The organism is Paenibacillus sp. RS8, assembly GCF_041956825.1.
Classification (GTDB): domain Bacteria; phylum Bacillota; class Bacilli; order Paenibacillales; family Paenibacillaceae; genus Paenibacillus_AQ.
Genome location: NZ_CP168131.1, coordinates 3,039,359 through 3,062,238 on the forward strand (window position 1 = coordinate 3,039,359; position 22,880 = coordinate 3,062,238).

The following is a 22,880-nucleotide window of genomic DNA, read 5'->3' on the forward strand; positions in this document are numbered from 1 at the left end:
TAGATATCAGCTTGATGGAAATTAATTTCATGACAGATTAAGGGATAAATCGGTCACCATAGCAAAAAAAGCCCCGTATCCTGATTCGGAGCAACGCAGAAGATTTAGAATAAAACGATGCTAATTAATCAAGCATATATTCACTGTATTTATTCTTACGAGGATTTAATACGAAGAGGATGCCCTTGGCATATCCGCTGACGGCTTTGAAATTCCGCTTTAAGGTTGCTTTAGCCGTCAGACATGATAGTGTCCAGATCAAGGCAGCATAATTCATAAACGGAGCTTTACGCAAGTTGAGCAGATAGTAGTGGTTGATGGCGGTAGCTTGTGCTACAATACCCGCCTTATCGCGAGAGCCTGGCGACTCATGATGGATGATTTTCATGGCGGGGTTAATCACAAGCTTGCCATAGCGGCTGGCCAAATGAGACAAATAAATATCTTCAGCTATGGAATAGCTTGTCATCCATGGATAGGGTTTAATATCAAAAAGTGCCGAGCGCTTGAAGGACATATTGCAGCCGTGAAAAAAATCCGTTTCAAATACATGCTTCTTCTCTCCCCAAAGGAATTGCGAGCCTGCAAACATACTTGCCGACAATCTGCCCGGTGATCCGGACATTTGCCCGGTTAGCATACCGAAGAGCTTACTTAGCTTGCTACTATGTATGCCTTTGGCTACACCACCGACACCAACAATGGAATCATCGGCTGCATAAGTATCTAACAGTCGTCGAATATATAAGGGGTCATCTAATTCTGCATCGTCATCTAAGTGGAGTACAATTTCTGCATGAATAAGTCCTAGCGCTTCGTAACGGGAAAGCCAGAGGCCAGGCTTAGTTTTACGATGATAATGCAGTTCAGCCTGCGGTAATTCAGTTAGTATTTCACGATAACAGGCTAATCTGTCCTCAGGGATCTCACCGTCGTCCACAATCCATAGCTCGATGGAGATATCCTCAAGATTTGTCTGCTTGCCAATGGACTCTATACACACCGTAAGATCATTAATTCGGTTACGGGTAGGAATCACTATAGATAGATCATACATATCTTAAATCCCCCTTCAGGACTTCTTTCGTCCGCTACTCTGAATGCAGTCTTCCGGCGAAATGGTTACTTTCATTCTATCGGTCCTGAAGAAGAGCGTATATACCACTTTTGTATACTTTTAGTTGGGGTTCAGGTCTAATAAGAGTTCTTTAATAAAAGTTAAGTTTGTATTTTTCGGTTTTTAACTATATAATAGTAAGTGAAAAATATTTAGTTATCAATCTAATTAAGCCGTTACAAATGAACAATAATATTAGGAGGTTTTTTCATGAGAATAGATATTTGGTCCGATTATGCGTGTCCATTTTGTTATATTGGTAAAAGACGTTTGGAGAATGCGCTGAGTCAATTTCCGAACCGTGATCAAGTAGAGGTGGTATTCCGTAGCTTTCAACTAGATCCACACGCAGAGGTGAGTACAGAAAAGAATATTCATGAGCTGTTGGCTACCAAATACGGAATGTCTATCGAAAAAGCAAAAGCAATGAATGCTCAGTTAGCTGAGCAAGCGCAAGATGTGGGATTGGAATTCAATTTTGATACAGTGAAGCATACGAATACTTTCGATAGTCATCGTCTGAGTCACTTTGCAAGCTCAAAAGGAAAAGGTGCAGAAATGTCCGAACGTCTGCTACGGGCCTACTTTACGGATTCATTAAATCTTGGTGATCGCAGTGTACTTGCTACACTTGCTGCCGAGGTAGGGCTGGATCAGGCAGAAGTAACGGCAATGCTGGAGACAGATGCTTACACAGCTGAAGTGAACGGCGATATCGAAGAAGGAAGCCGTCTGAATATTACGGGTGTACCATTCTTCGTGTTCAACAATAAATATGCGTTATCTGGTGCACAGCCAGGGCCTGTGTTTACAGAGGTGTTGGATACCGTGTGGGCGGAGGAGCAAGCAGGACCAACGCTGCAGGTGGTTGGCAATGGAAAATCTGAAGTATCCACGGATGATGGCTGCGCTGACGGATCTTGCAATATATAAAGTTTGTATAGTGTAGAGAAGAAGAGATGGAGAAGTTTCCATTTCTTCTTTTTTTAATTCCGAAACTCTGCTCTTGTTAATTCATAATCAATAGAAGATTGCCATTCTCCAAGTTGATTTCTCCACGAATTCAAATGAAGGGCAACTTTACGAAAGCCAATGTTCTCATATACATGCTGAGCTCTTGAATTCTTGGCGTTGGTATCGAGAACGATTGTGCGATATCCCATATCTTCAAATAAAAAGTTAATCAACATGGTTAAAAATACAGTTCCAAAGCCTTTATCCTGTTCGTTAGAATCACAGATTTTGATGCCAATTTCTGCAGTGCCGTCGGCAATGGTTCTATAGTTCATTTCTCCTGATGGGACACCTTCGATGTCCAGTATCAAGCGACGATTAAGTTCGGTGTCGGTCAAAAGCTTCTCCAATATATCCTGCTCTGTGCAGCCGATGCCATTTGGAAAACCGGCATGTGCCATAATCTTTCCATCGTTCCACCAACTGCATAACCGGGGGACATCATTTGCTGTTGCATTACGAATGACTAAATTTCCATTTTCGATGTACATATTCTCTCATCCATTCTATTGAAATTCATGTTGAGCTTAACATACACACGATTTCGCCTGGAATGGAGAGTTCTTATTAAATCATGTTTTACACACTACAAAGACAAGCGCCCCTGAATCTATCCAGAAGCGCTTGTTTCTTTATGATGTGTTTATCTAAAAGAAGTGATAAAGCTTGTGAACAAGGTGCGGACATCGTACTGATGTTGATTGATAGGCTCGATAGGCCGGTTAATGCCGAGCAATGTGTATACTGCAGTTCTTGCTGCTCGGATAGAGTATTCTTCCGTGAATACAACATCATCTGGAATTTCGCAATATTGGCCAACGAAGGCAAGGTTAGTGGAGCCTTCAGGCACTACTTTAGGTCGGTCGCTATTTAATCTAGGCATGAATTGTGAAGTGATATAAGGCATCATACATGGAATACAATTAGCAGTTGCCATGATCTCGTCCTTATGTTCTTCGAAATGAAGATGACCGATTAATTCTTCCATAATTTCTTCACCGGTACATTCGCTCATTTTCTTCTTCACGAAGTCTCCTACGTTGTCAGGGTACAAACCGTAACCCCAGAATACTTTTACGTGCTCTGGTTGATTGCGGAAATGCGGTTGGAAAGCTAAGACAACGGACATTAACCAGCTCGAATCTTTAAAGGTAACCAATGCGCCAGTACCTGCACGATTACGAGTGAATTTCTCCATAAGATCGAAGAATTTGGAATCTTGGAAGGTCACGGTAAAGGACTCCCATTTCGAACCATCGATATGATCATCGAAGGATGATGGATTGCCGAGACCTGGTTTTTTGGCAGCGATGTTCTCCCATAACTTCCATGAGCTACCCTTTCCATTGAGACGTGGGGCAGAGGTCATGGATCCAAGGCTTGATCCTTCAGTCATGGAGCCGTTCGTGACGATTACGATATCGTCTTCGCTTATGTTAATAACGTCTGGGACACCTTGGCGCAGGACGTTCATTTGGGTTACGGTAATGCCATCTCCATCTTTGAACTGCAGGTCAGTTACTGTACATTTCAGTGTAAAGTCAACGGCGAAGCCTTCGAGATATTTGTGCATAGGTAAGATGATAGAATCGTACTGGTTATATGGAGTGCGGGTTACCCCTTCCAGGGTTTGAATTCTTGGGAACTCATGAACGAAGCGAATCATATATCGTTTAAGCTCTACAGCGCTATGCCAAGGCTGGAATGCGAAAGTAGTAGCCCACATATACCAGAAGTTCGTGGTGAAAAAGTGTGGACCAAACCAGTCGTTAATCCGAGCTTTTCCCATTTTTTCTTCCGGTGTAATAATCAATTTACCCATCGCAAGCCGGTCAGCCATATCGAAGCCCATGGACAATACATCTTCCACCTCACCGTTGCGGTTAACGAGTCTAGCGTTAGCATGTGTTGGATTGGCGGTATCGAATTCTATAATCTCTTCTCTAACGGATTTCTCAGGATGGTCGAGGGAGGGAATCGACATGAGTAAATCCCATGTATTCTCATAGGTCTCATCGTTAAGCATCCGGCCACCGCGAATGACATAACCGTGCTCAGCGTCACCTGCGCCGTCGTTACTGCCACCGAGAATCTTCATCTCTTCAATAATGTGAATGTTCTGTCCCGGAAAGTCACAGTCTCTGACCAGGTAAGCCGCGCCCGCTAAGGATGCAATTCCGCCACCGACAAAATAAACCTGTTTATTACCGTACTCTTTTTTCACAATGGTCGCCTCCAAGTTGTTGTTGAAATAATCACACTCTTAATGTAAACCAACTCCAATTTCGAAGGTATAATCAATCCTTTTAGAGTGTATGGATTTTAGTCATTACGGTCCATGTGTCTAGTTTTTAGACAAAAAAACCGCTGAACCCAAAGGTTACAACGGTTTGTTCTCATATTTGTGCAAAGCTTTTAGAAAATTCCCCTCAATGAGTACACTTAGCTTCTCGATAATGTGATCCGGATGCTCCTTCATCCCGTCTCTCATCCACTGAATGACAAGGCCTGTGAAGGCCAGTGTATAGAAGTTAGCAATGAAATGTTTATCTTCGTGGCTAACCTCCATCCCGGCGGACAGTTCGTTTATGACACCCATAATGAGATCATTCGTCACTTCGTATAGATACGCATCCAGATGATTTCTGCCCAGTGAGTTCAAGGTGTTGCAGCAAAAGGTTTTATTTCGTTCGATATAGCAGAAGATTTTATAAAAACCGTCCGTCCACGTACTGTAGCTACGATACTGGGCGATGCTCTCTACAGCCTCAGTCTTATAGATCCAACCGAGTAAATCAAATATATCTTGAAAATGATAATAGAAGGTTTGTCGATTTAGTCCGCAATGGTCCACGAGCTGTTTGACTGTAATTTTATTGAGCGACGTATGTTCCATTAGTTCTTTTAAGGAATGGGACAATGCATTTTTGGTTAGAAAAGAATTGGACAACGATCGATCATCTCCTCCGTTCAAGCTTTCGGCCACTGCTTAACCAGCAGACGAATTGCTTCCGCCAATAAACCGAGTGCAAATCCTCCACATGTAAAAAAGAAAAAAGCAAGGAGTCCCGCGAGATCCTCCCAACCGGACATCTCTCTATAGGTGTAGCTTAGCATAATTACTGAACCGATGATTATTCCTGTTGTAGTGATTAACCAGAGTAGACGAGCTCCGAACCATGCTAAGACGTTAACGATACCAGATACGACAATGGAAAAGAGTGCGAAGCGCAGCAAGAGTGTGACATCCAATGTATGAGCCATCATAACGAATCTGTGCAGAATAAAAAGCAGCCACAGAAAAACACCATAAACAGCCATCCAGATAAACCAACGGTTACTTTTAGTTGCAGGCAGGAATTTCATTTCTGGCTCACCTCTTTTTCCAAAGTACGAACGGTGTACAGTAGAGATTATACGGAGAAAGATTCCAGTTCTTCTACACTTTGCAGCAGATGATTCAGCAGGTTCGGAATGTCCTCCATCTGCTCCTCTGTGATTTGCCTTTTGAATCGCAGCTCGATGCAGTTGTTGTAGGTTTCACCTTCTTGACCATAAATGAAGCTTAAAGATTGCACAGGCTGGAATTCAGGCCCCCAGATCGCTTTGAGAATACTCTCGATCGCCTGACATTCAGCAGGGATATCTTCGATCTCCATATAAAAACGTAACGAAAGATTGCAACCGGGATCCGTGTTAGGCACTTCCAATATTTCATCGCTAAGATCTTTCACAGATGAAGTAAGAAAGACTTCGGCGGTTACGCTCCTGCCGGCCGTCAATTGGAAGGAAAGGCTAAATTCTCTGGACATCAATGCCATATTCAGAAGGTCGGAACGATCCGTAACTACTAGAATTCCGTCCAAATTATCGTAATCGTAGATTTGGTTCTCAAAAGCAATTTTAATATTATCGAAGACAGTAGGATGGAACAATAATGGCACCTTCTTTTGTTTATTAGTATTGTAACATGATCTAAATAGAAGTGAAAAAGATGCCCAGGGACCATATGGACCGGGCATCTTTCGCTTGTTACTCCATGACCTTGAACATGCCCGTCATACCGGGGGCGTGATTCTGAAAGCCGTATCGTTCGTAAAAGGTATCATTCCCATGTGATGCGAAAAGTCCGACGAACGCGCCAGAAAAACAATGAGATCGAATATAGTGTAGTAGCTGCTCAATAATGACATTACCAATGCCTTGGCCCTGAAATTCGGGAAGCACGGCTACGTCCTGTATATAGAAATACATGTGCCCATCGCCGACGATCCGCCCCATACCGATAACCTTGTCTTCCTGTACAACGACCATACCATACACCGAATGAGCCAGAGAGGCTGCGGTCATTTCCGTATTCACGTTCCCCCAACCGACAGCTTCCCATAAGGAGGCATGCTCCTCAGTCGTGGGTAAACGTTCAATACATTCATAATGATGTGCTGTTGTCATAGCTAATCACCCATTCTTTGTTAAGTTATTGTAGCGATTGTAGTGTAGTAAGCTCCACTGTAATCAGCCCCCTTAGGATGAATGGGTATTCACTGTGATCTTGTTAGTTCGTAGGTGCAGGTGCGGTATATTTCAGGAATGTCTTCGGAATTGGACTTTCGAAGGTCATTAACTCTCCTGTAGTAGGATGAATAAAAGAAAGTACACGAGCATGCAGACCGAGACGGCCTACCGTTTTGGTCTCTGCACCATACTTCTTGTCTCCTGCGATCGGATGGCCGATATCTGCCATATGAACACGAATCTGATTTTTGCGTCCAGTTTCAAGCTTTACCTCAAGCAACGAGAAGTGGCGGTTCGCCTGAATGAGCTTATAATGTGTGATCGCATGTAGACCATCGCCTTCATGAGGACTGGAGTACATTTTCAGGGTAGAGGTTTCTTTTAGCCAAGAGCTCACTGTACCTTCAGGTCTTTTAACGGCGCCTTCGACTAGAGCTACGTAAGAACGTTCTTTCACGGTATCCTTCCACGTAGTTTGCAGTGCTTGCTGGATCCGTTCGCTTTTGGCAAACATCATTACCCCAGATGTATCGCGGTCCAAGCGGTGCACGACAAAAATTCGATTCTTAGGATTGCTGATGCGGACATGCTCCATAAGCTGGCGGTAAGCTGTTAATTCATTTTCTTCCGCAGTGGCAATCGACAGCAGTCCAGCATCCTTCTGAATAATGATTAGATCATCATCTTCATGGACGATGGTGAGTCCGATCATTTCCGCTACTTGTACAGGCTTCTCATGATCAATCGTCACAGTTTGACCCGGATGTAATTGAAAATTATGCTGTGTGACTACTTTACCATTCACTGCTACTTGTCCACGCGAGAGGATAGATTTAATAGCATTTCGTCCACGGCCTGTGATATGGATGAGTAAGAAGGGTAACAGCTCAGAAGGTTCATTTACTGTAAATGACTTGGGCGCTGCGGGTGCTTTAGCTTTATGATTAAGCTTGCCATTTGGCTTGCTGTGGGAATTGTTGTGGGAACGAGTACCTCTTTTGGCTGTTTCTTTAGGATTTCTTCTTGTGTTCATGACTGCATTCTCCGTCCTTTAATATTGTACTCCTCAATATACCATGGGCGGTTAAGAAATACTATGTGAAGGGCAGCAAGAAACGAATTCGATTTATAGGTAGAATAGCTGAGCTAGTCCTATCAGCAGGAATAAGCTGAAATATATCCAACCGATCACATTAGCGCATTTCTTTTCCCGGTGCATAGCATTGACTGCATATATTTTAGTATCCACAGTAAGCAACAGAACACTGGAGATCAGCAGCGCAACAATTACGTAGGTTAGCTGGTGATAGAGCATAGTAGAGCCTCCTATAAAGGTCATTTAATTTTGTTTAAGACCTACTCTGTCGATGTGAGTTTTCAACTTAACTTCAATACTGAGATTGGAATACTGCTGCTCCCAGTCATGTTTGTCACGAACATGGGCTTTCCAGTAGGAGGGAGCATATGCACGAATATATTCACCCATGCCAAAGACATCGGAATGCGCTTGTTGAGTTTCTTCGATAAGGTGGTTGAAAATACCGATCACTTTCTTTTGAAAGATATCCTCAATCTTTTCTAAAGAACGGCTGGAATCGATAGGGATATTACTACGTAAATGCTCATCTAGAGCCGCCTCTAAAGAGAGGTTATAGGTGATGAGAGGTTTGCCCTCTTTGAATTGAACTTTCACCCTCGTGAACCGGTCGTTGACCTTGAGCATCACCGGACCGAATTCATCAGCATAAAAAAGATCGGAGTATCCCCCGGGATTAATGCCCTTCATGGACATATATGCGCCAATCTCAATCGGAATCGTCGAACCGACCATCACTCCACCACTAAAGTAAGCTAGGCCTTTAATCATGATATTGTCTTCCTGATGTAATGAGACGTAAGGCAGATAACCACTTTCGCCCCATTTGGAATCTGCTGACCAGAATACACCTATATAATCAGCGGGAAATTTCCCCGATGTCACTGCTTTTTCCATGGTAGAGAGGATGTAAAGGGTCGGCACTCGCTGCAGTGGAGGATTAATATTCATGAATTTGGCAGCTTCCCCTTCGGACACTAGCAGCCAGGTCCGGCGACGAACTTCTGGATTTCGCCGCAAATAATCATTTAAGTCATCCATGCTTTTTCTTGCTATGTCCTCACTAATAATAATCACTCGTAAATGAATTAGATAACGTGGATCAGAAATTTGCTGCTGCAAATTGTTCATGGCGTCATCTAATGTGTACCCGTATACTTCTACGACCCAAACTGGATTTTGATTTCCGCCTCCGCCTTCACCCCCACTGCCTGGTCCCAGTGGAACTCTTCCCGGAACCGCAATTTGGGCAGTTACTCGAATTTGGGGTAGGTTAATATTTGCGCTTTTAAGATGAGTGGTTTGGTCATCATTTGTTTTGCTGTCTGGAGGGACGGAATCAATGGATAACCCTAGCACCAATGCACGATCTTCAATTTCGAGCTGGTCCCAGCAACCTGCGAGCAATCCAGACAAGAGTGAGAGGATAAATATAAGAACTACACGCTTGTAAATTTTTTTATTCATGAGTAATGGCTCCTTTATTTCGGATTAAAGAGACTAACCATAATAAAAGAGGATAGAAGGTCAAAAAAATCAAACCGATTATTGCTGTAATGCTAGCAAATGAATAGACCTGAAATATATTTCTCGGCAAAAGTGAAAAAGTGAAGATAAGTGGAAGTAAGAAACTGGATATTAGGCGGTGATCCTTGTGCCGCAGCACTTGTTGCAGAGAGTATGCGGCTAAGTAGTAGTTCGTAAAGATGGTAGTGAATATAGAAATCACCCAAATTATTATAAAAAGAGCATCAAACCGTTCTAATAGTCCTGCGCCGATGGATATGGAGCGAGCTGCTTCTAGGGTTGGATAGGACAGTAATTTGGTTTCCTGAGCTCCAAACATGCCTAGAGTGACCCAAACGATCATTACATAAATGAATCCAATGATACAAAGCGCAACAGTACCTGCTTTAAGGATCTGTTGAGGTTTTTTCATTAGAGGAACCAGCAGGATGATGACAAATGTGCCTTGATAAAGGCCAGCGGACGTAATCGTTCCTTTGAAAAAGCTTGAAAAGGTGGTGTAATTTCCGGTGAGGGGTAGCAAGTTCAGAACATCAACATTTCTCATAGCTACCAATATAATTGCGATAACGGATAATAGAATAAAGGGTAAATAAAAAACATGTACATAAGTGAATTTTACAATATTTCTACGGATTGATAAGGCAACCAGTAGGAGCATTAAGAGAATTACTGCTTCGATTGGTGTCTTTTTAAAGACAACCGCAACACATACTTCTCCGAATTGGCGCATGGTGATCCCGGCAGAGAAAGCAAAAAACAAAGTAATAAGCATGGAGAAAATATCTGCGAGCCAAGTTCCGAGAAGGCGGCGGCTGAATACGAACAACGTTTCGTTAGGGAATTTTCGGCAGACAACCGCTGTAAACCAGCAACCCAAAAAAGCAACAGGTACGCCAGAAGCAGTTACGAGCGGTGCACCACTGTCTCCGGCTTCAGCCATATAACGAGGAATACTTAAGATTCCTATTCCTATAATCGTACTGATGATTACAGCCATGACTTGGATCGTTGTTATGGGGCGGTTACTATTCATCAGCTTCACTTTTCTCCTTAAAAATCAGATCGGTATGCATTTTGGGGATATCCTTCGCAAGAAGGTCAGGATCAGGTGTATTGAGAAAGCTTGGGCGACTTCGCATCCACCATAAAGGTACCCGAACGATACTATCCTTGAGGTCTTTCCAAATCGTAGGCACAAAGGGTGTCATGTAGGGAACGCCAAAGGATTCCAGGAATAATAAGTGGTTAACAATAACAATAGTGCCAAGCATTACTCCGTACAGGCCAAAGCAGCCTGCCAATATGATCAATGGAAATCTAAGCATTCTTGAAGAGATAGCAGCATTGTAAGCGGGTGTGGCAAAAGACCCTATAGTCGTTATAGCAACAACAACTACGGTAGTGGGACTCGCCAGACCTGCTGCTACGGCTGCCTGACCAATGACAAGCACACCTACAATAGAAAGAGCCCCGCCAATCATTTGCGGTAGGCGAATGGTTGCTTCGCGCAGCACCTCCATGAAGACTTCCATAATCAGAACTTCCAATACGGCTGGAAAGGGTACGCCAGCTCTTGCACCAGTTATTGCTACGGCGAACTCTGTCGGCAATAGCTCAGGATTGAAAGAGATAATGGATACATATAAGGCTGGGAAGAAAAGGGAAAATAATAATGCGATCAGGCGGATCATTCTTAGGAGGCTTCCTACAACAAAACGTTCTGTATAGTCATCCATCGTCTGAAAGAACTGATTGAAAAGCGCCGGGACGATGAGGCAGAATGGTGAGCCATCTACAAGGATGATGACTCGTCCTTCTAATAAAGAGGCTATAGATTTATCCGGACGTTCGGTTGGCTGAACCTGTGGAAACGGGGAAAGGGGATGATCTTCTATGAATTGCTCGATATACCCCGCATCAAGGATGCCGTCTACATTTATTGCTGATAATCGCTTCATCACCTTTTGAACTAGCCCTGGATCGGCTATTCCTTCGATATAACAAACAGATACTTTTGAGCGCGTCCGTACGCCAAGAGGGGCAGTTACTACACGAAAATCCGGTGTTTGCAGTCGATAGCGAAGCAAAGAGATATTGGATTCTAAATTCTCTATAAACCCATCACGCGAACCGCGTATGACTTGTTCAGTTTGAGGTTGCTCAATGCTACGATGCTCAATTTTACGCAGATTGAAATACAGGGCCTGATCCATCCCATCTATGAGTAGGACTACATTTCCTTCCAACAAAATGGAGGCTAGAGTATTTAGGTCCTTAGTTCGGTTCCCTTGTGTTACTTGTACCGTCATACTCCAGATGTAATCAGCTAGATCTTTTAAATCTTCTGGAATTTCTGAGGGGTCGGAGGAAACATTCATTAATGGCTTTAAAACATAGTTCTGAATCTGATTCTGGTCCACTACAGAAGAAAAAAAGATAATAGCCGCATCATATCTACCGTACACTTTAAAGTTACGGACAATAAGGTCGCTGTCTTCTCCAAAGACTTGTCGAATGAAGCTTATATTGCTTTTTAGGCTGGAATCCAGTGGTTTTAGCGGACGATTCTCCTGGGCAGAGGACTCTTTGCGTGCAGGCTTTTGTTTAAAAGAGGTATATTTTTGTTTCCAATTTTGCACGGTCGCTCCACCTTTCTATGAAATCACTCATCTTAAAGCTTGGCTTAAAAGAAGACCTTTTATGTAAATATTTCAAAAGAAGAACTAGGTGACGATAGTTCAGGAGTGTTGCTCAATACACCATTGACCGCTAAACTAAAGATAGAAACGCTTAAGGGGTTATGAGAGATATGAAGATGCAAGCACCTACTATTGAACAGGCGCAGGCTGAACTGCAGAAATATTACGGTTATCCAGATTTTCGGGATGGTCAGAAGAAGATTGTTCAGAACTTGCTGGAAGGTCGCGACACGCTGGGAATTCTTCCTACTGGAGGCGGGAAGTCGATCTGCTATCAGGTTCCTGCATTGCTGCTGCCCGGACTGACATTGGTGATATCGCCATTGATCTCGCTGATGAAAGATCAGGTGGATGCATTGACCACGGCAGGTATTCCGGCAGCCTTTATTAATAGCACGTTAAGCGGAAAAGAAGTGAATGAGCGGATTCGTGCTGCCCGTCGCGGCGATTTGAAGCTGCTTTATGTCGCGCCCGAAAGGTTAGAGCTGGACTGGTTCCGACTGGAGATGGCTGAGCTGGCGATTTCCTGTGTGGCTGTAGATGAGGCACACTGTGTATCACAGTGGGGACATGATTTCCGCACAAGTTATTTGTCGGTATCGCCTTTTGTGGACGAGTTGCCAGAACGACCTATCTTGGCTGCATTTACAGCGACGGCGACGCCAGAGGTTATGGAGGACATGGTTCGGCTGCTTCGTCTGCGCGAGCCAGGTATTTTCATGACTGGACTCGGAAGAGATAATCTAGCCATGTCTGTGCTACGTGGAGAGAATAAGCGGGAATTCGTCATGGACTACACAGCGACGCATTCCCACCAACCGGGCATTGTATATGCGGCTACACGCAAAGAAGTAGATGATCTGTATCAAAGGCTGCAGGCTTCAGGAATAGCAGCAGGCCGCTATCATGCAGGGATGAATGATCAGGAGCGGGCAGATAGTCAGGAAGGCTTCCTATATGATGATATCCGGGTCATGGTGGCCACAAATGCCTTTGGGATGGGGATTGATAAATCCAATGTCCGTTACGTAATTCATTACAATATGCCGAAAAATATGGAAGCTTATGTTCAAGAGGCTGGTCGTGCTGGGCGTGACGGTGAACCTAGTGAGTGTATCCTGCTCTTTAGTGCGCAGGATATTATGACACAAAAGTTCCTAATTGAGCAGAATCCGCAGGATACGGATCGCAAAGCTAACGAGTATCGCAAACTTCAGCAAATGATTGATTATTGCTATACTACCCGTTGTTTGCGGAGTGCTCAGCTGGATTATTTTGGTGAGGCACATGGAGACAAGCCATGCGGGATTTGCAGCTCATGTACAGATGAACGAGAGCTTGTAGATATGACTGTAGATGCACAGAAGATATTCTCTTGCATCCACCGTATGCGAGAGCGTTATGGAGTAGCGTTGGTGGCTTCTGTGCTTAAAGGTTCTCGCAATCAGAAGGTGATGCAGTATGGTTTTGATAAGCTGCCGACCCATGGTGCGATGTCGAGCCGGACGGAGAAGGAGATCTCGGAGAGTGTCAATGTACTTATCTCTGAAGGATATCTGGCATTGTCTGAAGGACAATATCCGGTAGTACGGCTCCAGCCTTTGGCTGCTGAGGTACTGCGAGGACAGCGTGAGGTGATGCAGCGGGTGGCGCGGCCATCACGAGCAGGTGCGGCATCCGGTACGCGAGTTCGTAGTCGCGGACATGATTTGTCACCTTCGGCAGTCAATGAGACTGTCTTTGAGCAGCTGCGTCTGATTCGGCGGGAACTGGCAGGCCGAGAGCATGTGCCATCTTATATTATTTTTAATGATGCAACGCTGCGTGAGATGAGTGTGGTTTGTCCGCAGACCGAAGCGGAAATGCTGAGGGTAAAGGGTGTCGGGGAAGTGAAATACCGGAAGTATGGTAAGGCATTCCTAGAGTTTTTTCAAAATGAAATGTAGAAAAGGTCGTGTAGCATTGAAAATCGTTCTGACCACGCTAAACGCAAAATATATCCATACCTCACTGGCGATCCGTTTGCTTAAAGCTTACAGTGAGCATGAATTTAAAGATATTCATTTGGTGGAGTACACCATTAAAGATCCCGTAATGAATATCGTGTCCGACTTGTTTCAGAAACGGCCAGATGTGATTGGCTTCTCCTGTTATATCTGGAATATCGAAGAGACGCTCAAGCTGATCGGAATTCTTAAGCAAGTGATGCCTGAGGTTACGATTGTTCTGGGAGGGCCGGAAGTCTCTTATGAGCCGCTGCATTGGATGAAGAGAGAAGCTGGCATTGATTTCATCGTCAATGGAGATGGAGAAGAGACGTTCCATCATCTGCTGCAGGAGCTGAGAGACGACCGGAAATTTCATTTTGTGTACGGAGCTGCTTATCGTAAGGGAGAGGAGATCATTGTAAATCCACCTCGTCCCAAAAGCGATCTAAATACGCTGCCTACACCGCATCGTTTTCCAGAGGATATTCCAGATCTGAGCAAACGTATTGTTTATTTTGAGACGAGCCGTGGGTGCCCGTTTAACTGTCAATTTTGTTTATCCAGTATTGAGGTAGGCGTACGTTACTATGATATTGAACGAGTGAAGTCTGATTTACTCTACTTAATAGAAAATGGCGCCAAAATCATTAAATTCTTGGACCGCACCTTCAATATCAACCGCAACTATGCAATGGAAATGTTTCAATTCCTGATCGATAATCATCAAGGCTGTGTGTTCCAGTTTGAAATCACAGCAGATATCATGCGGCCAGAAGTTCTGGATTTCCTGTCGAATAATGCGCCTCCGGGCATCTTTAGATTTGAAATTGGTGTACAGTCTACGAATGATGAGACGAACGAGCTTGTTAAACGCCGCCAGAATTTCAAGAAGCTCTCTCGTACGGTAATGAAGATTAAGGAAAGTCGCAATATCGATCAGCATCTGGATTTAATCGCGGGGCTTCCAATGGAGGATTACACCACCTTCCGCAAAACCTTTAATGATGTATTTGTTATGGAGCCAGAAGAGCTGCAGCTTGGATTCCTCAAAATGCTTCGCGGGACGGGTCTGCGTGCACAGGCGGCAAAATATGAGTATACGTATATGGAACATGCCCCTTACGAAATTCTTAGCAGTCATATGATGACCTTCTCGGATATTATTCGTTTGAAGCGGCTTGAGGATGTGCTGGAGAAATACTGGAACAGCCACCGGATGGACCATACAGCCAAATACTTGATCCGTCACGTGTTTGATTCACCATTTGATTTCTTTCAGGAGTTCGGTGACTACTGGGAGGAGAGAGGCTGGCAAAAGATTGGGCATCAGCTAGAAGATCTCTTTACCCGTTTGCAGTCCTTCTTGATAGATCGTGGGACTCCGTCTATGGATATTATTACTGGGCTAATGAAGCTTGATTATTTCCTAGGACACAAGTATAAGCCTCGCAAAATCTGGTGGGATTTCGTGCTGGATAAGTCGGATTGGTCGAGTTACTTGAGGGATATCGCTGCTAATCCGGGTCAAATCTCTGCCCAATTGGCAGAAGCCGGACTCAGTGAAAGAGAACTGCAAAAGTATACAGTACTTGAAGTGCTGCCCTTCTCGCTAGAAGCGGTGCTGGAATCCATTAGCGGTCTACGGGCAGATGGGGGTTCAGAGGAAGAGGAAGCGGACAATGTTGTCGACGGGGTTGTACCTTCTTCAGAGTCGCTAATACAAGGAGGCACAGAGAGTAGTTTAGAAGAGTCTGTCCAAACCACAAGCTCGGCTGTAGCCGTAGCTGAACCTTCTTCCGTTCGAGAAGGTCGCACGCTCCTGATCGTGATGTACCAGCAGAACGAGAGCCAACGTGCTCAGTACTATACGCTGCCATTGTAATAAGGCGGTTCAGTTTGATGGATAGACCGTTCCTTTGGGGCGGTCTATTTTTGCGTCATTCGCAATCGTCATCTGAGTCCGAAAGCAGTGGGGGAAAGTAAGGTAGTAAGGGGTAAAGTAAGCTGCACACAACCCAAAACGAAAAGCAGCGATCCCCCAATAACGGGAGGACCGCTGCTCTACATAAAATCCACTAGCCTCAAAACTTCGGCTTTTTCTTAACTTGTAGCCGTAACCTCAGAAGGGAGATGCTGGTCTAGCCAGTTAATTACATCAGCTGTAACTTGATCCCGGTTTACCTCATTTAGCATCTCGTGTCTGCCACCTGGATATAGTCGATACTCAACGTCTGCCACTCCTCGTTTCTTATACAACTCAGCTAGACGGGGAATACCTTGGCCGGTCATCCCTACAGGATCTTTATCTCCACCAAATATATAAATGGGCTTGCTTGTACATAATGTGCTAAGTGATTCTTCGGAATGAATCTCCCTTAGGAGGTGGAAGAAGTCACGGAAAAAACGTGTCGTACAAATGGCTCCGCAGAATGGATCGGAAATGTACTTATCAACTTCTGCAGCATCGCTGCTCAGCCAGTCATAAGCTGTTCTTACGGGAGAAAAGGCACGGTTGTAACTGCCGAATACCAAGCTATTCATCAATACACTGCGGTGATGTTCTCCCTTTAGCTTAAGCTGTGCACTAGCCAGAGATTCGCCAAGGCGCAGCATACTGCGGGGACCATTTGTACCGCTTAGGATAAACCCTGTATAGATTTCGTTACCTTCTTCACACATCAGCTTTTGGGCCAGAAAGGAGCCCATGCTATGAGAGAAAAGAAAGATGGGCTTTCCTTCATGTTTGGAGAGTGCTTTGGCGGCTACCTGAAGCAGGTTGCGCCGCATCCAATAGAATCCGTCCTCTCCGACATCGCCGAGGAGATTGACTTGACCAGCGGTTTTACCATGTCCCCGGTGGTCATTTACATATACTGCATAACCTATTCCGGTTAATGCTTCCGCAAACCGAGCGTAACGGACAGCCGTTTCGCACATTCCGTGAGAAATTTGCACGATACCCTTAACTGGAACATCGGATTCAGGTAACCATTCATAGACATGGATATTTACACCTATGGGATCCGTTAGGGTAAAACTGTTTTCCTTCATGGTCCATTCCTCCTAAAGGTTCTCGACTTATGGTAAATAAGAACGAAGCACAGTAGAATGACCTTCGATAGCGTAACGGCCGAGGTTGGAAGGAATCAGATAGCATTCTCCTGCAGCATAAGGCTGAGAGCCGCCATCCCACGTAAGATGTCCACTGCCTTCACAGATCACTAGAATAGTGAAGCTGTCTTCTGTAGTGGTGAGGTCCCATGAACCATTTACGATTCCCTTTTCTACGATAAAATATGGTGAAGCTGCAAGCTGCAACCACTCTCCAGGGACTGCGTTATCTGTCTTCATTGAAGTAGCACCGGCGCCTTCATAGGCTGTCACATTAAGTGAATCTTCAATATGAAGCTCGCGTGGCTTTCCGTCCAGGCCTGGACGGTCATAGTCATAAATGCGGTATGTAGTGTCGGAATTTTGCTGAATCTCTGCTACAACGACACCAGCGCATAGCGCATGAACGGTTCCGGCTGGAATATAGAAGGAGTCTCCTGCGGAGACAGATACTTCTTGAAGGCTATCCATAACGGTTCCTTTCTCCAGTGCTTCGCGCAATGTTTCACGGTCAACACCATCTTTAAGACCATAAATGATCTTGGCACCTGGCTTAGCGTCTAACACGTACCACATCTCTGTTTTGCCCAGTTCACCTTGAGGTAATCCCTCATAATCATCTGTAGGGTGGACTTGAACGGAAAGATTGTCGTTGCAATCCAGCAATTTGATTAGTAGAGGGAATCTACCGCCCGCCTCTGAAATCCCTTTGCTTCCGAACCATTCATGGCCGAACTGCTCACGAATTTGATCCAAGCCTTGGCCGGCTAACGCTCCATTTACTACCGAAGACGTTCCATTCGCGTGATCGGCGATCATCCAGCCTTCACCAATATGTCCCTCAGGCAGATCTAGTCCGAATTTCTCTAGCGCACGGCCTCCCCAGACACGTTCTTTAAACTCCGGTTGAAATTTCAAAGGATATGGTTGTGTCATTATTACATCTTCCTTCCAAATATAAGATGGTTAATTACTTACAGATTAAGAGGGGATTCCTTTTTTCTTCTCGAGCGCAATTACATAAGGTGAATCCTTGCGCTGCAGCTGGCGGTAAACAATGCTCTGCGCTACAAGTGGGGAGATTGCCGTTGCCCATGATTCAACAGCGGCGGCTTCGAGATCTCCACCTGCATGGCCGGGATAAAGAACTGCCGTAATGATTCCCCCTGGACGCAGTAACTGGAGTGAAGCCTCCAAGGCTGCAATAGAGCTGTCAGGCTGAGTAATGATATTCTTGTCGGCATCGCCCGCAGGCAAGTAGCCAAGATTAAACATCACAGCCCCAACGGTGCCATGCCAGATTGCTGGAACGGCTTCGGCCATTTCGGCGTGGCTGCGTTCCAGCAAGGTGACGTCAGCGAGCGAAGGCGCATTCTCCCTTGCAAGCCGCAGGCGATCTTCAGCCAATCTCAATGCTGCAGCTTGGATGTCGAAACCATAGACTTCCCCACGAATTCCGGTTGTTTTGGCCAGAAAAAGCGTATCCGCACCTGTCCCCACAGTAGCATCGATCGCTCGGTCACCTAGGGTCAGTCGCTCAGAGATTAATTTATGGGCAAAGCTTAGAACGGACATAAAGCCCATCAGCTCTTCCTCCAATACTTACCCTGCCAAGTATCGCGGGCAACAAGTTCAGCGTCAATGGCATTTAGCACTTCCCATTTCTTGAGACTCCACATCGGTCCTACTAAGAGATCTCGAGGCGCGTCGCCAGTTAGACGGTGGACAATCATCTCAGGAGGCAGAATTTCGAGTGAATCGGCAATTAGCTTCACATACTCGTCCTGTTCCATGAATCGAAGCAATCCGGCTTCGTATTGCTTCACCATTGGTGTTTTACGCATGAGATGCAGAAGGTGAATCTTAATTCCTTGCACATCCATGCGAGCCACAGCAGATACCGTTTCAAGCATCATTTCATGCGTCTCTTGTGGAAGACCGTGAATGATATGGGTGCAGACACGAATGCCGTGACGCCGCAGCTTCTCAACAGCATCTACATAACACTGGCTATCGTGAGCCCGATTAATTAGCTCAGAAGTAGAGTCGTGTATAGTCTGAAGCCCCATCTCTACCCACAGATACGTGCGTTCGTTTAGCTCCGCTAAATATTCGACAACATCATCTGGCAAACAGTCAGGCCGTGTAGCAATAGATAGTCCTACGACACCTGGCTGCTGCAAAATCACTTCGAAATATTCTCTAAGCTCTTCGACCGGAGCGTACGTATTGGTATAGGCCTGAAAGTATCCGATGTATTTAGCGTTTGGCCATTTTAGATGCTGTTTGTCACGGATATTATTAAATTGGGTGACGAGATCATCTCGGCGACTTCCCGCAAAATCACCAGAACCTCTGGCACTGCAAAAAGTACAACCACCTTTAGCGATGGAGCCATCACGGTTGGGACAGGTAAAGCCTGCATCGAGCATAACTTTGAACACCTTGGTATTCATTTGCTCACGCATTTCATAATTCCAAGTATGGAAACGTTTATCCCCCCACAGGAGCGGAGGAGTAGTGTATTGAAGATTAGACACAAAGAGCTCCTTTCTGAAAATATAATCATGGATAAGAATCCTGATCTTTATATTTTTCTGAGACGGATGGCATCTTTATAAAAGAGAACACACAGCCGTTTCTTTATAATCCAATACATTGTATCAAAAAACAGAGCTCGGCGTAACATTCACTCCCGGGACTGGCATGAAAAATAGGCTGCAAGTAAGGCGCTTTCAACTTGAAAATGCTTACATAGTATGTTATATTCAGAGTGTGAAAAGCTGCTGTGGCATAAAGAATTTCAACCAGGAGTTCATAATTTCGTGTCGTCCGATCCATAATAATAACCGTGAGGTGATAGCAATGAATTCTCAAACGGTATATGCTGAGGGTAAAGATTCGATTGAAGTCCACTTAACGCCAGACGAAGCCCTTGCACTAACAGGCGTGGAATTTAACGGAAACCCTAAGATCAAGACAGATGCACAGCGTAAAATTCGTAGTGCATTCGAAAAAAAGACATTTGCCACAAGCTCAAACACAAAGTAGATCCTAATCTACCGGACAAGAATGAGCCTTAAATCCAAATATACACAACGAAGGAATTCCTCTGGATAGCTCATTTAAGAGCTGAACCAGAGAATTCCTTTTTCTTTTTTACCCCAATCCCTTTACTTTTCGGGACAATTTCGGCACAATATTGCAAGTGACAGTTATCGTATAAGAGATAATCGGAGGAATACCTATGCGTTTACGCGGAAGAAAAGGAATACGTGAAAGTTTGGAAGAACAGACCGATCTAGTCATTCTTGACCCTCGGAGTTATAAAGGTGAGTGGTCCAAGCTGTTCGGAAATGATCATCCGATCCATGTGGAGTTCGGAATGGGCAAGGGACAGTTTATCAGCCAAATGAGCTTCAAATATCCCGATATTAATTTTATCGGCGTTGATATGTATGATGAACTGATCCGTCGTGCTGGAGATAAGGCTAGAGCAGTTTGGGAGCCAGCAGGTCATGAGACGCCACCTAATCTGAAATTGGCGCTTGCCAATATTGATTACGCAGAGGAAGTATTTGCTCCTGGAGAGCTGGAACGAATTTATCTTAACTTCAGTGATCCGTGGCCTAAGAGTAAGCATGCTCGACGTCGTTTGACACATCCGCGTTTTCTTGACAAATATCGCGGCCTGCTAAGCGACCTAGGTGAAATTCATCTGAAAACAGATTCCCGAAGCCTATTTGAATTCTCATTGAATGCATTTGCAGACTTTGGTTTACAGATGAAAAATATTTCTTTGGACCTACATGCAGACGGCATCATAAATGAGGATCATATTATGACGGAATACGAGACGAAATTTGTCGGACGTGGCGTGAATATCCATCGTTGTGAGGCAATTGTAGGCGCAGAAGCACTCAAACAGTATCAGGCTACCCGATTAGATAAATATCGGCTGTAGTTAACAATAAAGCGGCAAGTCTCCAGAGATATGGAGGCTTGCCGCTTTATTTGCTATTCTAGTAATTCGATAATGCTTTGAGCGCTTTGTAAGGGGTGGTATCGAGCGATTTCCTCTAGATGGAGCTTCCGCTTATTCTGCACGTCTTCATAGTTGTTTAAGAGGCGTTCCATCCACATTACGACTACGTCTAAAGATTCTATCGGCTCTCCGAAGCCTGATGCAGTAAAATAGCGGCAATTCTCCTCCTCCTGCCCGGGCAGAGGGTGATAGAAAAGCATCGGAATTCCTTTAGCGAGTCCTTCACTGCAGGTCATTCCACCCGGCTTTGTGACTAGCAGATCGGATACCTCCATAAGTTTATCGATCTCACGCGTAAAGCCGATTAGAGAAATATTTGGATGATTATAACGAGGATCTTCTTTCATTTCACGCAGCAGCTTATCGTTATTTCCGAGACAAAAGACAATCTGAATCTTGTCCCGCCAGTCTGCAAGACAGGCATTTACTACCTGATCGTTCATAATCCCCCAGCCGCCGCCCATGACTAGTACTGTGGGGATATCCTTTAGATTGAATTGCTCTCTTATCTCCTGCTTTCCAGGATGCTCCCAAAAGTTAGGATGTACGGGTATCCCTGTGACCCGAATTTTCGCAGCAGGAATGTTCCGCATACGCAATTTGGACTTAACCTCAGGTGTTGAAACCAGATAACGGTCTACCTCTGGACTGATCCAGCTGGCATGTGCGTCATAATCTGTTATAACAGTTACGAGCGGTACCTGTAAGGTTGGATCCACTCTCTTTAGCCGAGATACTACTGCTCCCGGAATAAAGTGTGTACAGACAATAACGTCAGGCTTCAGCTGCATAACAACATTTTTGGTATGCGTATAAAATATACGATGCAGGGCAAGTGTGGTAAGACGATTAAATGATTTCTGATGGCGGTAGACGTAGCCCATCAGCTTTGGTTGAGTCGTTACCGTCTTGCGATAAGCGGACAGAATAATAGGTGCCATTTTGGGATTTAGAAAATTCCCTAGTTCCAGCACCTTTGTTTGTAAATTAGGTGACAGTTGGCGCAGACTGCTCGACAGTGCATAAGCAGCTTGAGTATGTCCCGCGCCAAAGCCTTCTGAGAGTATTAAGATTCTTTTTTTTTGCAATTTTGATTCACCTATTCTCAAAGGTTTTCCCGGTTTAACCTATATACTTCAGATCCATAAGGCTATGGTACCTGCTGCGACACTGGTTCCGATCACTAAGCCTGCAAATACATCTGATGGATAATGTAATCCCAGATAAATGCGTGAAAACCCGACAATACAGGCCAGGGGCAGCAGAATAACGGTCAAGGCAGGAAATGCTACCATATATGGGACCGTTGAAGCAAAGATAGCTGTAGTATGACCAGACGGAAAAGAATGATCCTTTAATGGATTACGAAATGTGTTCGTATCCGGTAACGCCAGATAAGGCCGCATGCGTGGATACAGTTTTTTGGCGACAGCAACGGGCAAATGGCTAACAGCTAGAGCTGTCATTGCTTGCAGGCTGGCAGTTCTCCATGCCTGAGGAGCAAATGCCCAGATCAGTATGTTGATAACAATTGTGCTTGTAGCTCCACCCAAATGCGTGAGATAGAAGAGCCAAAAGTTCAGAAAGCGATTGTGCATTCGTCCGTTGATCCACTTAAAAAGGCGCTGCTCCCAGAGATGTAGCTTCATGAATAAATGTCTCATATCTTGTCCCTCCGCCAGTTGGCTACCGATAACAGGTGCTTATGAGCAGTCCGTTCTTTAGCATAGATCTGTCTTAATCATACTTTTTAAAGGTAGTCCAT

The 22,880-nt window shown here is 44.7% G+C and carries 23 protein-coding genes; 5 read left to right on the plus strand and 18 right to left on the minus strand.

The features are described from left to right. Nucleotides 1-124: 124 nt before the first annotated feature. Entirely contained in the window at nt 125-1,057 is a 933-nt protein-coding gene (locus ACDZ28_RS15085) for a glycosyltransferase family 2 protein (RefSeq protein ID WP_375105085.1), read from the minus strand. 270 nt (nt 1,058-1,327) lie between these two features. Here ACDZ28_RS15085 and ACDZ28_RS15090 point away from each other — a divergent pair, with 270 nt between their 5' ends. Then, on the plus strand, nt 1,328-2,050 hold the full coding sequence (locus tag ACDZ28_RS15090) for a DsbA family protein (RefSeq protein ID WP_375105086.1): 723 nt from the start codon (nt 1,328-1,330) through the stop codon (nt 2,048-2,050). 53 nt (nt 2,051-2,103) lie between these two features. Here the strand turns inward: ACDZ28_RS15090 and ACDZ28_RS15095 are convergent, their stop codons facing one another. From ACDZ28_RS15095 to ACDZ28_RS15145, 11 genes are all read right to left on the minus strand, one after another. Next, nucleotides 2,104-2,622, minus strand: coding sequence for a GNAT family N-acetyltransferase (locus ACDZ28_RS15095; RefSeq protein WP_042125033.1), 519 nt, complete (start codon nt 2,620-2,622; stop codon nt 2,104-2,106). A 152-nt stretch (nt 2,623-2,774) separates the two neighbouring features. After that, complete coding sequence (locus ACDZ28_RS15100; protein WP_375105087.1) at nt 2,775-4,355, minus strand: oleate hydratase; 1,581 nt, start codon at nt 4,353-4,355, stop codon at nt 2,775-2,777. 156 nt (nt 4,356-4,511) lie between these two features. Beyond that, the gene (locus ACDZ28_RS15105) at nt 4,512-5,081 is read right to left on the minus strand and encodes a TetR-like C-terminal domain-containing protein (protein WP_341147336.1); all 570 of its coding nucleotides are present in this window, start codon (nt 5,079-5,081) and stop codon (nt 4,512-4,514) included. Nucleotides 5,082-5,101: 20 nt separating this feature from the next. Further along, on the minus strand, nt 5,102-5,497 hold the full coding sequence (locus ACDZ28_RS15110; RefSeq protein WP_341049691.1) for a hypothetical protein: 396 nt from the start codon (nt 5,495-5,497) through the stop codon (nt 5,102-5,104). 47 nt (nt 5,498-5,544) lie between these two features. After that, nucleotides 5,545-6,066, minus strand: coding sequence for a hypothetical protein (locus ACDZ28_RS15115; RefSeq protein ID WP_042185682.1), 522 nt, complete (start codon nt 6,064-6,066; stop codon nt 5,545-5,547). A gap of 97 nt (nt 6,067-6,163) precedes the next feature. Beyond that, nucleotides 6,164-6,583 carry a GNAT family N-acetyltransferase gene (locus ACDZ28_RS15120; protein ID WP_076119979.1) on the minus strand — a complete coding sequence of 140 codons (420 nt, stop codon included), beginning with the start codon at nt 6,581-6,583 and terminating at the stop codon, nt 6,164-6,166. 103 nt (nt 6,584-6,686) lie between these two features. After that, entirely contained in the window at nt 6,687-7,679 is a 993-nt protein-coding gene (locus ACDZ28_RS15125; RefSeq protein ID WP_375105089.1) for an RluA family pseudouridine synthase, read from the minus strand. Between the two features lie 93 nt (nt 7,680-7,772). Beyond that, nucleotides 7,773-7,961 carry a CLC_0170 family protein gene (locus ACDZ28_RS15130; RefSeq protein ID WP_375105090.1) on the minus strand — a complete coding sequence of 63 codons (189 nt, stop codon included), beginning with the start codon at nt 7,959-7,961 and terminating at the stop codon, nt 7,773-7,775. A gap of 24 nt (nt 7,962-7,985) precedes the next feature. Then, nucleotides 7,986-9,209, minus strand: coding sequence for a Ger(x)C family spore germination protein (locus ACDZ28_RS15135; protein ID WP_375105091.1), 1,224 nt, complete (start codon nt 9,207-9,209; stop codon nt 7,986-7,988). Further along, nucleotides 9,202-10,305: an endospore germination permease gene (locus ACDZ28_RS15140; RefSeq protein WP_375105092.1), complete on the minus strand. Its 1,104-nt coding sequence runs from the start codon at nt 10,303-10,305 to the stop codon at nt 9,202-9,204. The genes ACDZ28_RS15135 and ACDZ28_RS15140 overlap by 8 nt, the downstream gene beginning before the upstream one ends. Further along, nucleotides 10,298-11,911 (minus strand): spore germination protein, encoded by a 1,614-nt coding sequence (locus ACDZ28_RS15145; protein WP_375105093.1) that lies wholly within the window; start codon nt 11,909-11,911, stop codon nt 10,298-10,300. The genes ACDZ28_RS15140 and ACDZ28_RS15145 overlap by 8 nt, the downstream gene beginning before the upstream one ends. A 170-nt stretch (nt 11,912-12,081) precedes the next feature. Here ACDZ28_RS15145 and recQ point away from each other — a divergent pair, with 170 nt between their 5' ends. Beyond that, nucleotides 12,082-13,917 carry a DNA helicase RecQ gene (gene recQ / locus ACDZ28_RS15150; RefSeq protein ID WP_375105094.1) on the plus strand — a complete coding sequence of 612 codons (1,836 nt, stop codon included), beginning with the start codon at nt 12,082-12,084 and terminating at the stop codon, nt 13,915-13,917. A gap of 16 nt (nt 13,918-13,933) precedes the next feature. Further along, nucleotides 13,934-15,841 carry a B12-binding domain-containing radical SAM protein gene (locus ACDZ28_RS15155; RefSeq protein ID WP_375105358.1) on the plus strand — a complete coding sequence of 636 codons (1,908 nt, stop codon included), beginning with the start codon at nt 13,934-13,936 and terminating at the stop codon, nt 15,839-15,841. Between the two features lie 218 nt (nt 15,842-16,059). Here the strand turns inward: ACDZ28_RS15155 and ACDZ28_RS15160 are convergent, their stop codons facing one another. The 4 genes from ACDZ28_RS15160 to ACDZ28_RS15175 are packed head-to-tail and all read right to left on the minus strand — an operon-like array spanning nt 16,060 to nt 19,610. After that, entirely contained in the window at nt 16,060-17,010 is a 951-nt protein-coding gene (locus tag ACDZ28_RS15160) for an alpha/beta fold hydrolase (RefSeq protein WP_042125053.1), read from the minus strand. A gap of 27 nt (nt 17,011-17,037) precedes the next feature. Next, nucleotides 17,038-18,006: a type I phosphomannose isomerase catalytic subunit gene (locus ACDZ28_RS15165; protein ID WP_042125055.1), complete on the minus strand. Its 969-nt coding sequence runs from the start codon at nt 18,004-18,006 to the stop codon at nt 17,038-17,040. A gap of 45 nt (nt 18,007-18,051) precedes the next feature. After that, entirely contained in the window at nt 18,052-18,654 is a 603-nt protein-coding gene (locus tag ACDZ28_RS15170) for a class I SAM-dependent methyltransferase (protein WP_375105095.1), read from the minus strand. After that, on the minus strand, nt 18,654-19,610 hold the full coding sequence (locus tag ACDZ28_RS15175; protein ID WP_042125059.1) for a TIGR01212 family radical SAM protein: 957 nt from the start codon (nt 19,608-19,610) through the stop codon (nt 18,654-18,656). The genes ACDZ28_RS15170 and ACDZ28_RS15175 overlap by 1 nt, the downstream gene beginning before the upstream one ends. A gap of 325 nt (nt 19,611-19,935) precedes the next feature. Between ACDZ28_RS15175 and ACDZ28_RS15180 the strand changes: the two genes are divergently transcribed. Beyond that, nucleotides 19,936-20,121 carry a hypothetical protein gene (locus ACDZ28_RS15180; RefSeq protein WP_042125061.1) on the plus strand — a complete coding sequence of 62 codons (186 nt, stop codon included), beginning with the start codon at nt 19,936-19,938 and terminating at the stop codon, nt 20,119-20,121. 196 nt (nt 20,122-20,317) lie between these two features. Beyond that, nucleotides 20,318-21,034: a tRNA (guanosine(46)-N7)-methyltransferase TrmB gene (gene trmB / locus ACDZ28_RS15185; RefSeq protein ID WP_036679523.1), complete on the plus strand. Its 717-nt coding sequence runs from the start codon at nt 20,318-20,320 to the stop codon at nt 21,032-21,034. A gap of 53 nt (nt 21,035-21,087) precedes the next feature. On the opposite strand, the gene ACDZ28_RS15190 is transcribed toward trmB, so the two are convergent. Both ACDZ28_RS15190 and ACDZ28_RS15195 read right to left on the minus strand, forming a co-directional pair. After that, on the minus strand, nt 21,088-22,203 hold the full coding sequence (locus ACDZ28_RS15190) for a glycosyltransferase (protein WP_375105096.1): 1,116 nt from the start codon (nt 22,201-22,203) through the stop codon (nt 21,088-21,090). 48 nt (nt 22,204-22,251) lie between these two features. Then, nucleotides 22,252-22,779: a phosphatase PAP2 family protein gene (locus tag ACDZ28_RS15195; RefSeq protein ID WP_042125066.1), complete on the minus strand. Its 528-nt coding sequence runs from the start codon at nt 22,777-22,779 to the stop codon at nt 22,252-22,254. Between the last annotated feature and the right edge of the window lie 101 nt (nt 22,780-22,880).

Excerpts from the sequence above, each read along its gene's own strand:
- ACDZ28_RS15085 (WP_375105085.1), bottom strand. The coding sequence starts at position 1,057 with ATGTATGATCTATCTATAGTGATTCCTACCCGTAACCGAATTAATGAT.
- ACDZ28_RS15090 (WP_375105086.1), top strand. The coding sequence starts at position 1,328 with ATGAGAATAGATATTTGGTCCGATTATGCGTGTCCATTTTGTTATATT.
- ACDZ28_RS15095 (WP_042125033.1), bottom strand. The coding sequence starts at position 2,622 with ATGTACATCGAAAATGGAAATTTAGTCATTCGTAATGCAACAGCAAAT.
- ACDZ28_RS15110 (WP_341049691.1), bottom strand. The coding sequence starts at position 5,497 with ATGAAATTCCTGCCTGCAACTAAAAGTAACCGTTGGTTTATCTGGATG.
- ACDZ28_RS15120 (WP_076119979.1), bottom strand. The coding sequence starts at position 6,583 with ATGACAACAGCACATCATTATGAATGTATTGAACGTTTACCCACGACT.
- ACDZ28_RS15125 (WP_375105089.1), bottom strand. The coding sequence starts at position 7,679 with ATGAACACAAGAAGAAATCCTAAAGAAACAGCCAAAAGAGGTACTCGT.
- ACDZ28_RS15130 (WP_375105090.1), bottom strand. The coding sequence starts at position 7,961 with ATGCTCTATCACCAGCTAACCTACGTAATTGTTGCGCTGCTGATCTCC.
- ACDZ28_RS15135 (WP_375105091.1), bottom strand. The coding sequence starts at position 9,209 with ATGAATAAAAAAATTTACAAGCGTGTAGTTCTTATATTTATCCTCTCA.
- ACDZ28_RS15140 (WP_375105092.1), bottom strand. The coding sequence starts at position 10,305 with ATGAATAGTAACCGCCCCATAACAACGATCCAAGTCATGGCTGTAATC.
- recQ (WP_375105094.1), top strand. The coding sequence starts at position 12,082 with ATGAAGATGCAAGCACCTACTATTGAACAGGCGCAGGCTGAACTGCAG.
- ACDZ28_RS15160 (WP_042125053.1), bottom strand. The coding sequence starts at position 17,010 with ATGAAGGAAAACAGTTTTACCCTAACGGATCCCATAGGTGTAAATATC.
- ACDZ28_RS15165 (WP_042125055.1), bottom strand. The coding sequence starts at position 18,006 with ATGACACAACCATATCCTTTGAAATTTCAACCGGAGTTTAAAGAACGT.
- ACDZ28_RS15170 (WP_375105095.1), bottom strand. The coding sequence starts at position 18,654 with ATGGGCTTTATGTCCGTTCTAAGCTTTGCCCATAAATTAATCTCTGAG.
- ACDZ28_RS15180 (WP_042125061.1), top strand. The coding sequence starts at position 19,936 with ATGAATTCTCAAACGGTATATGCTGAGGGTAAAGATTCGATTGAAGTC.
- trmB (WP_036679523.1), top strand. The coding sequence starts at position 20,318 with ATGCGTTTACGCGGAAGAAAAGGAATACGTGAAAGTTTGGAAGAACAG.
- ACDZ28_RS15195 (WP_042125066.1), bottom strand. The coding sequence starts at position 22,779 with ATGAGACATTTATTCATGAAGCTACATCTCTGGGAGCAGCGCCTTTTT.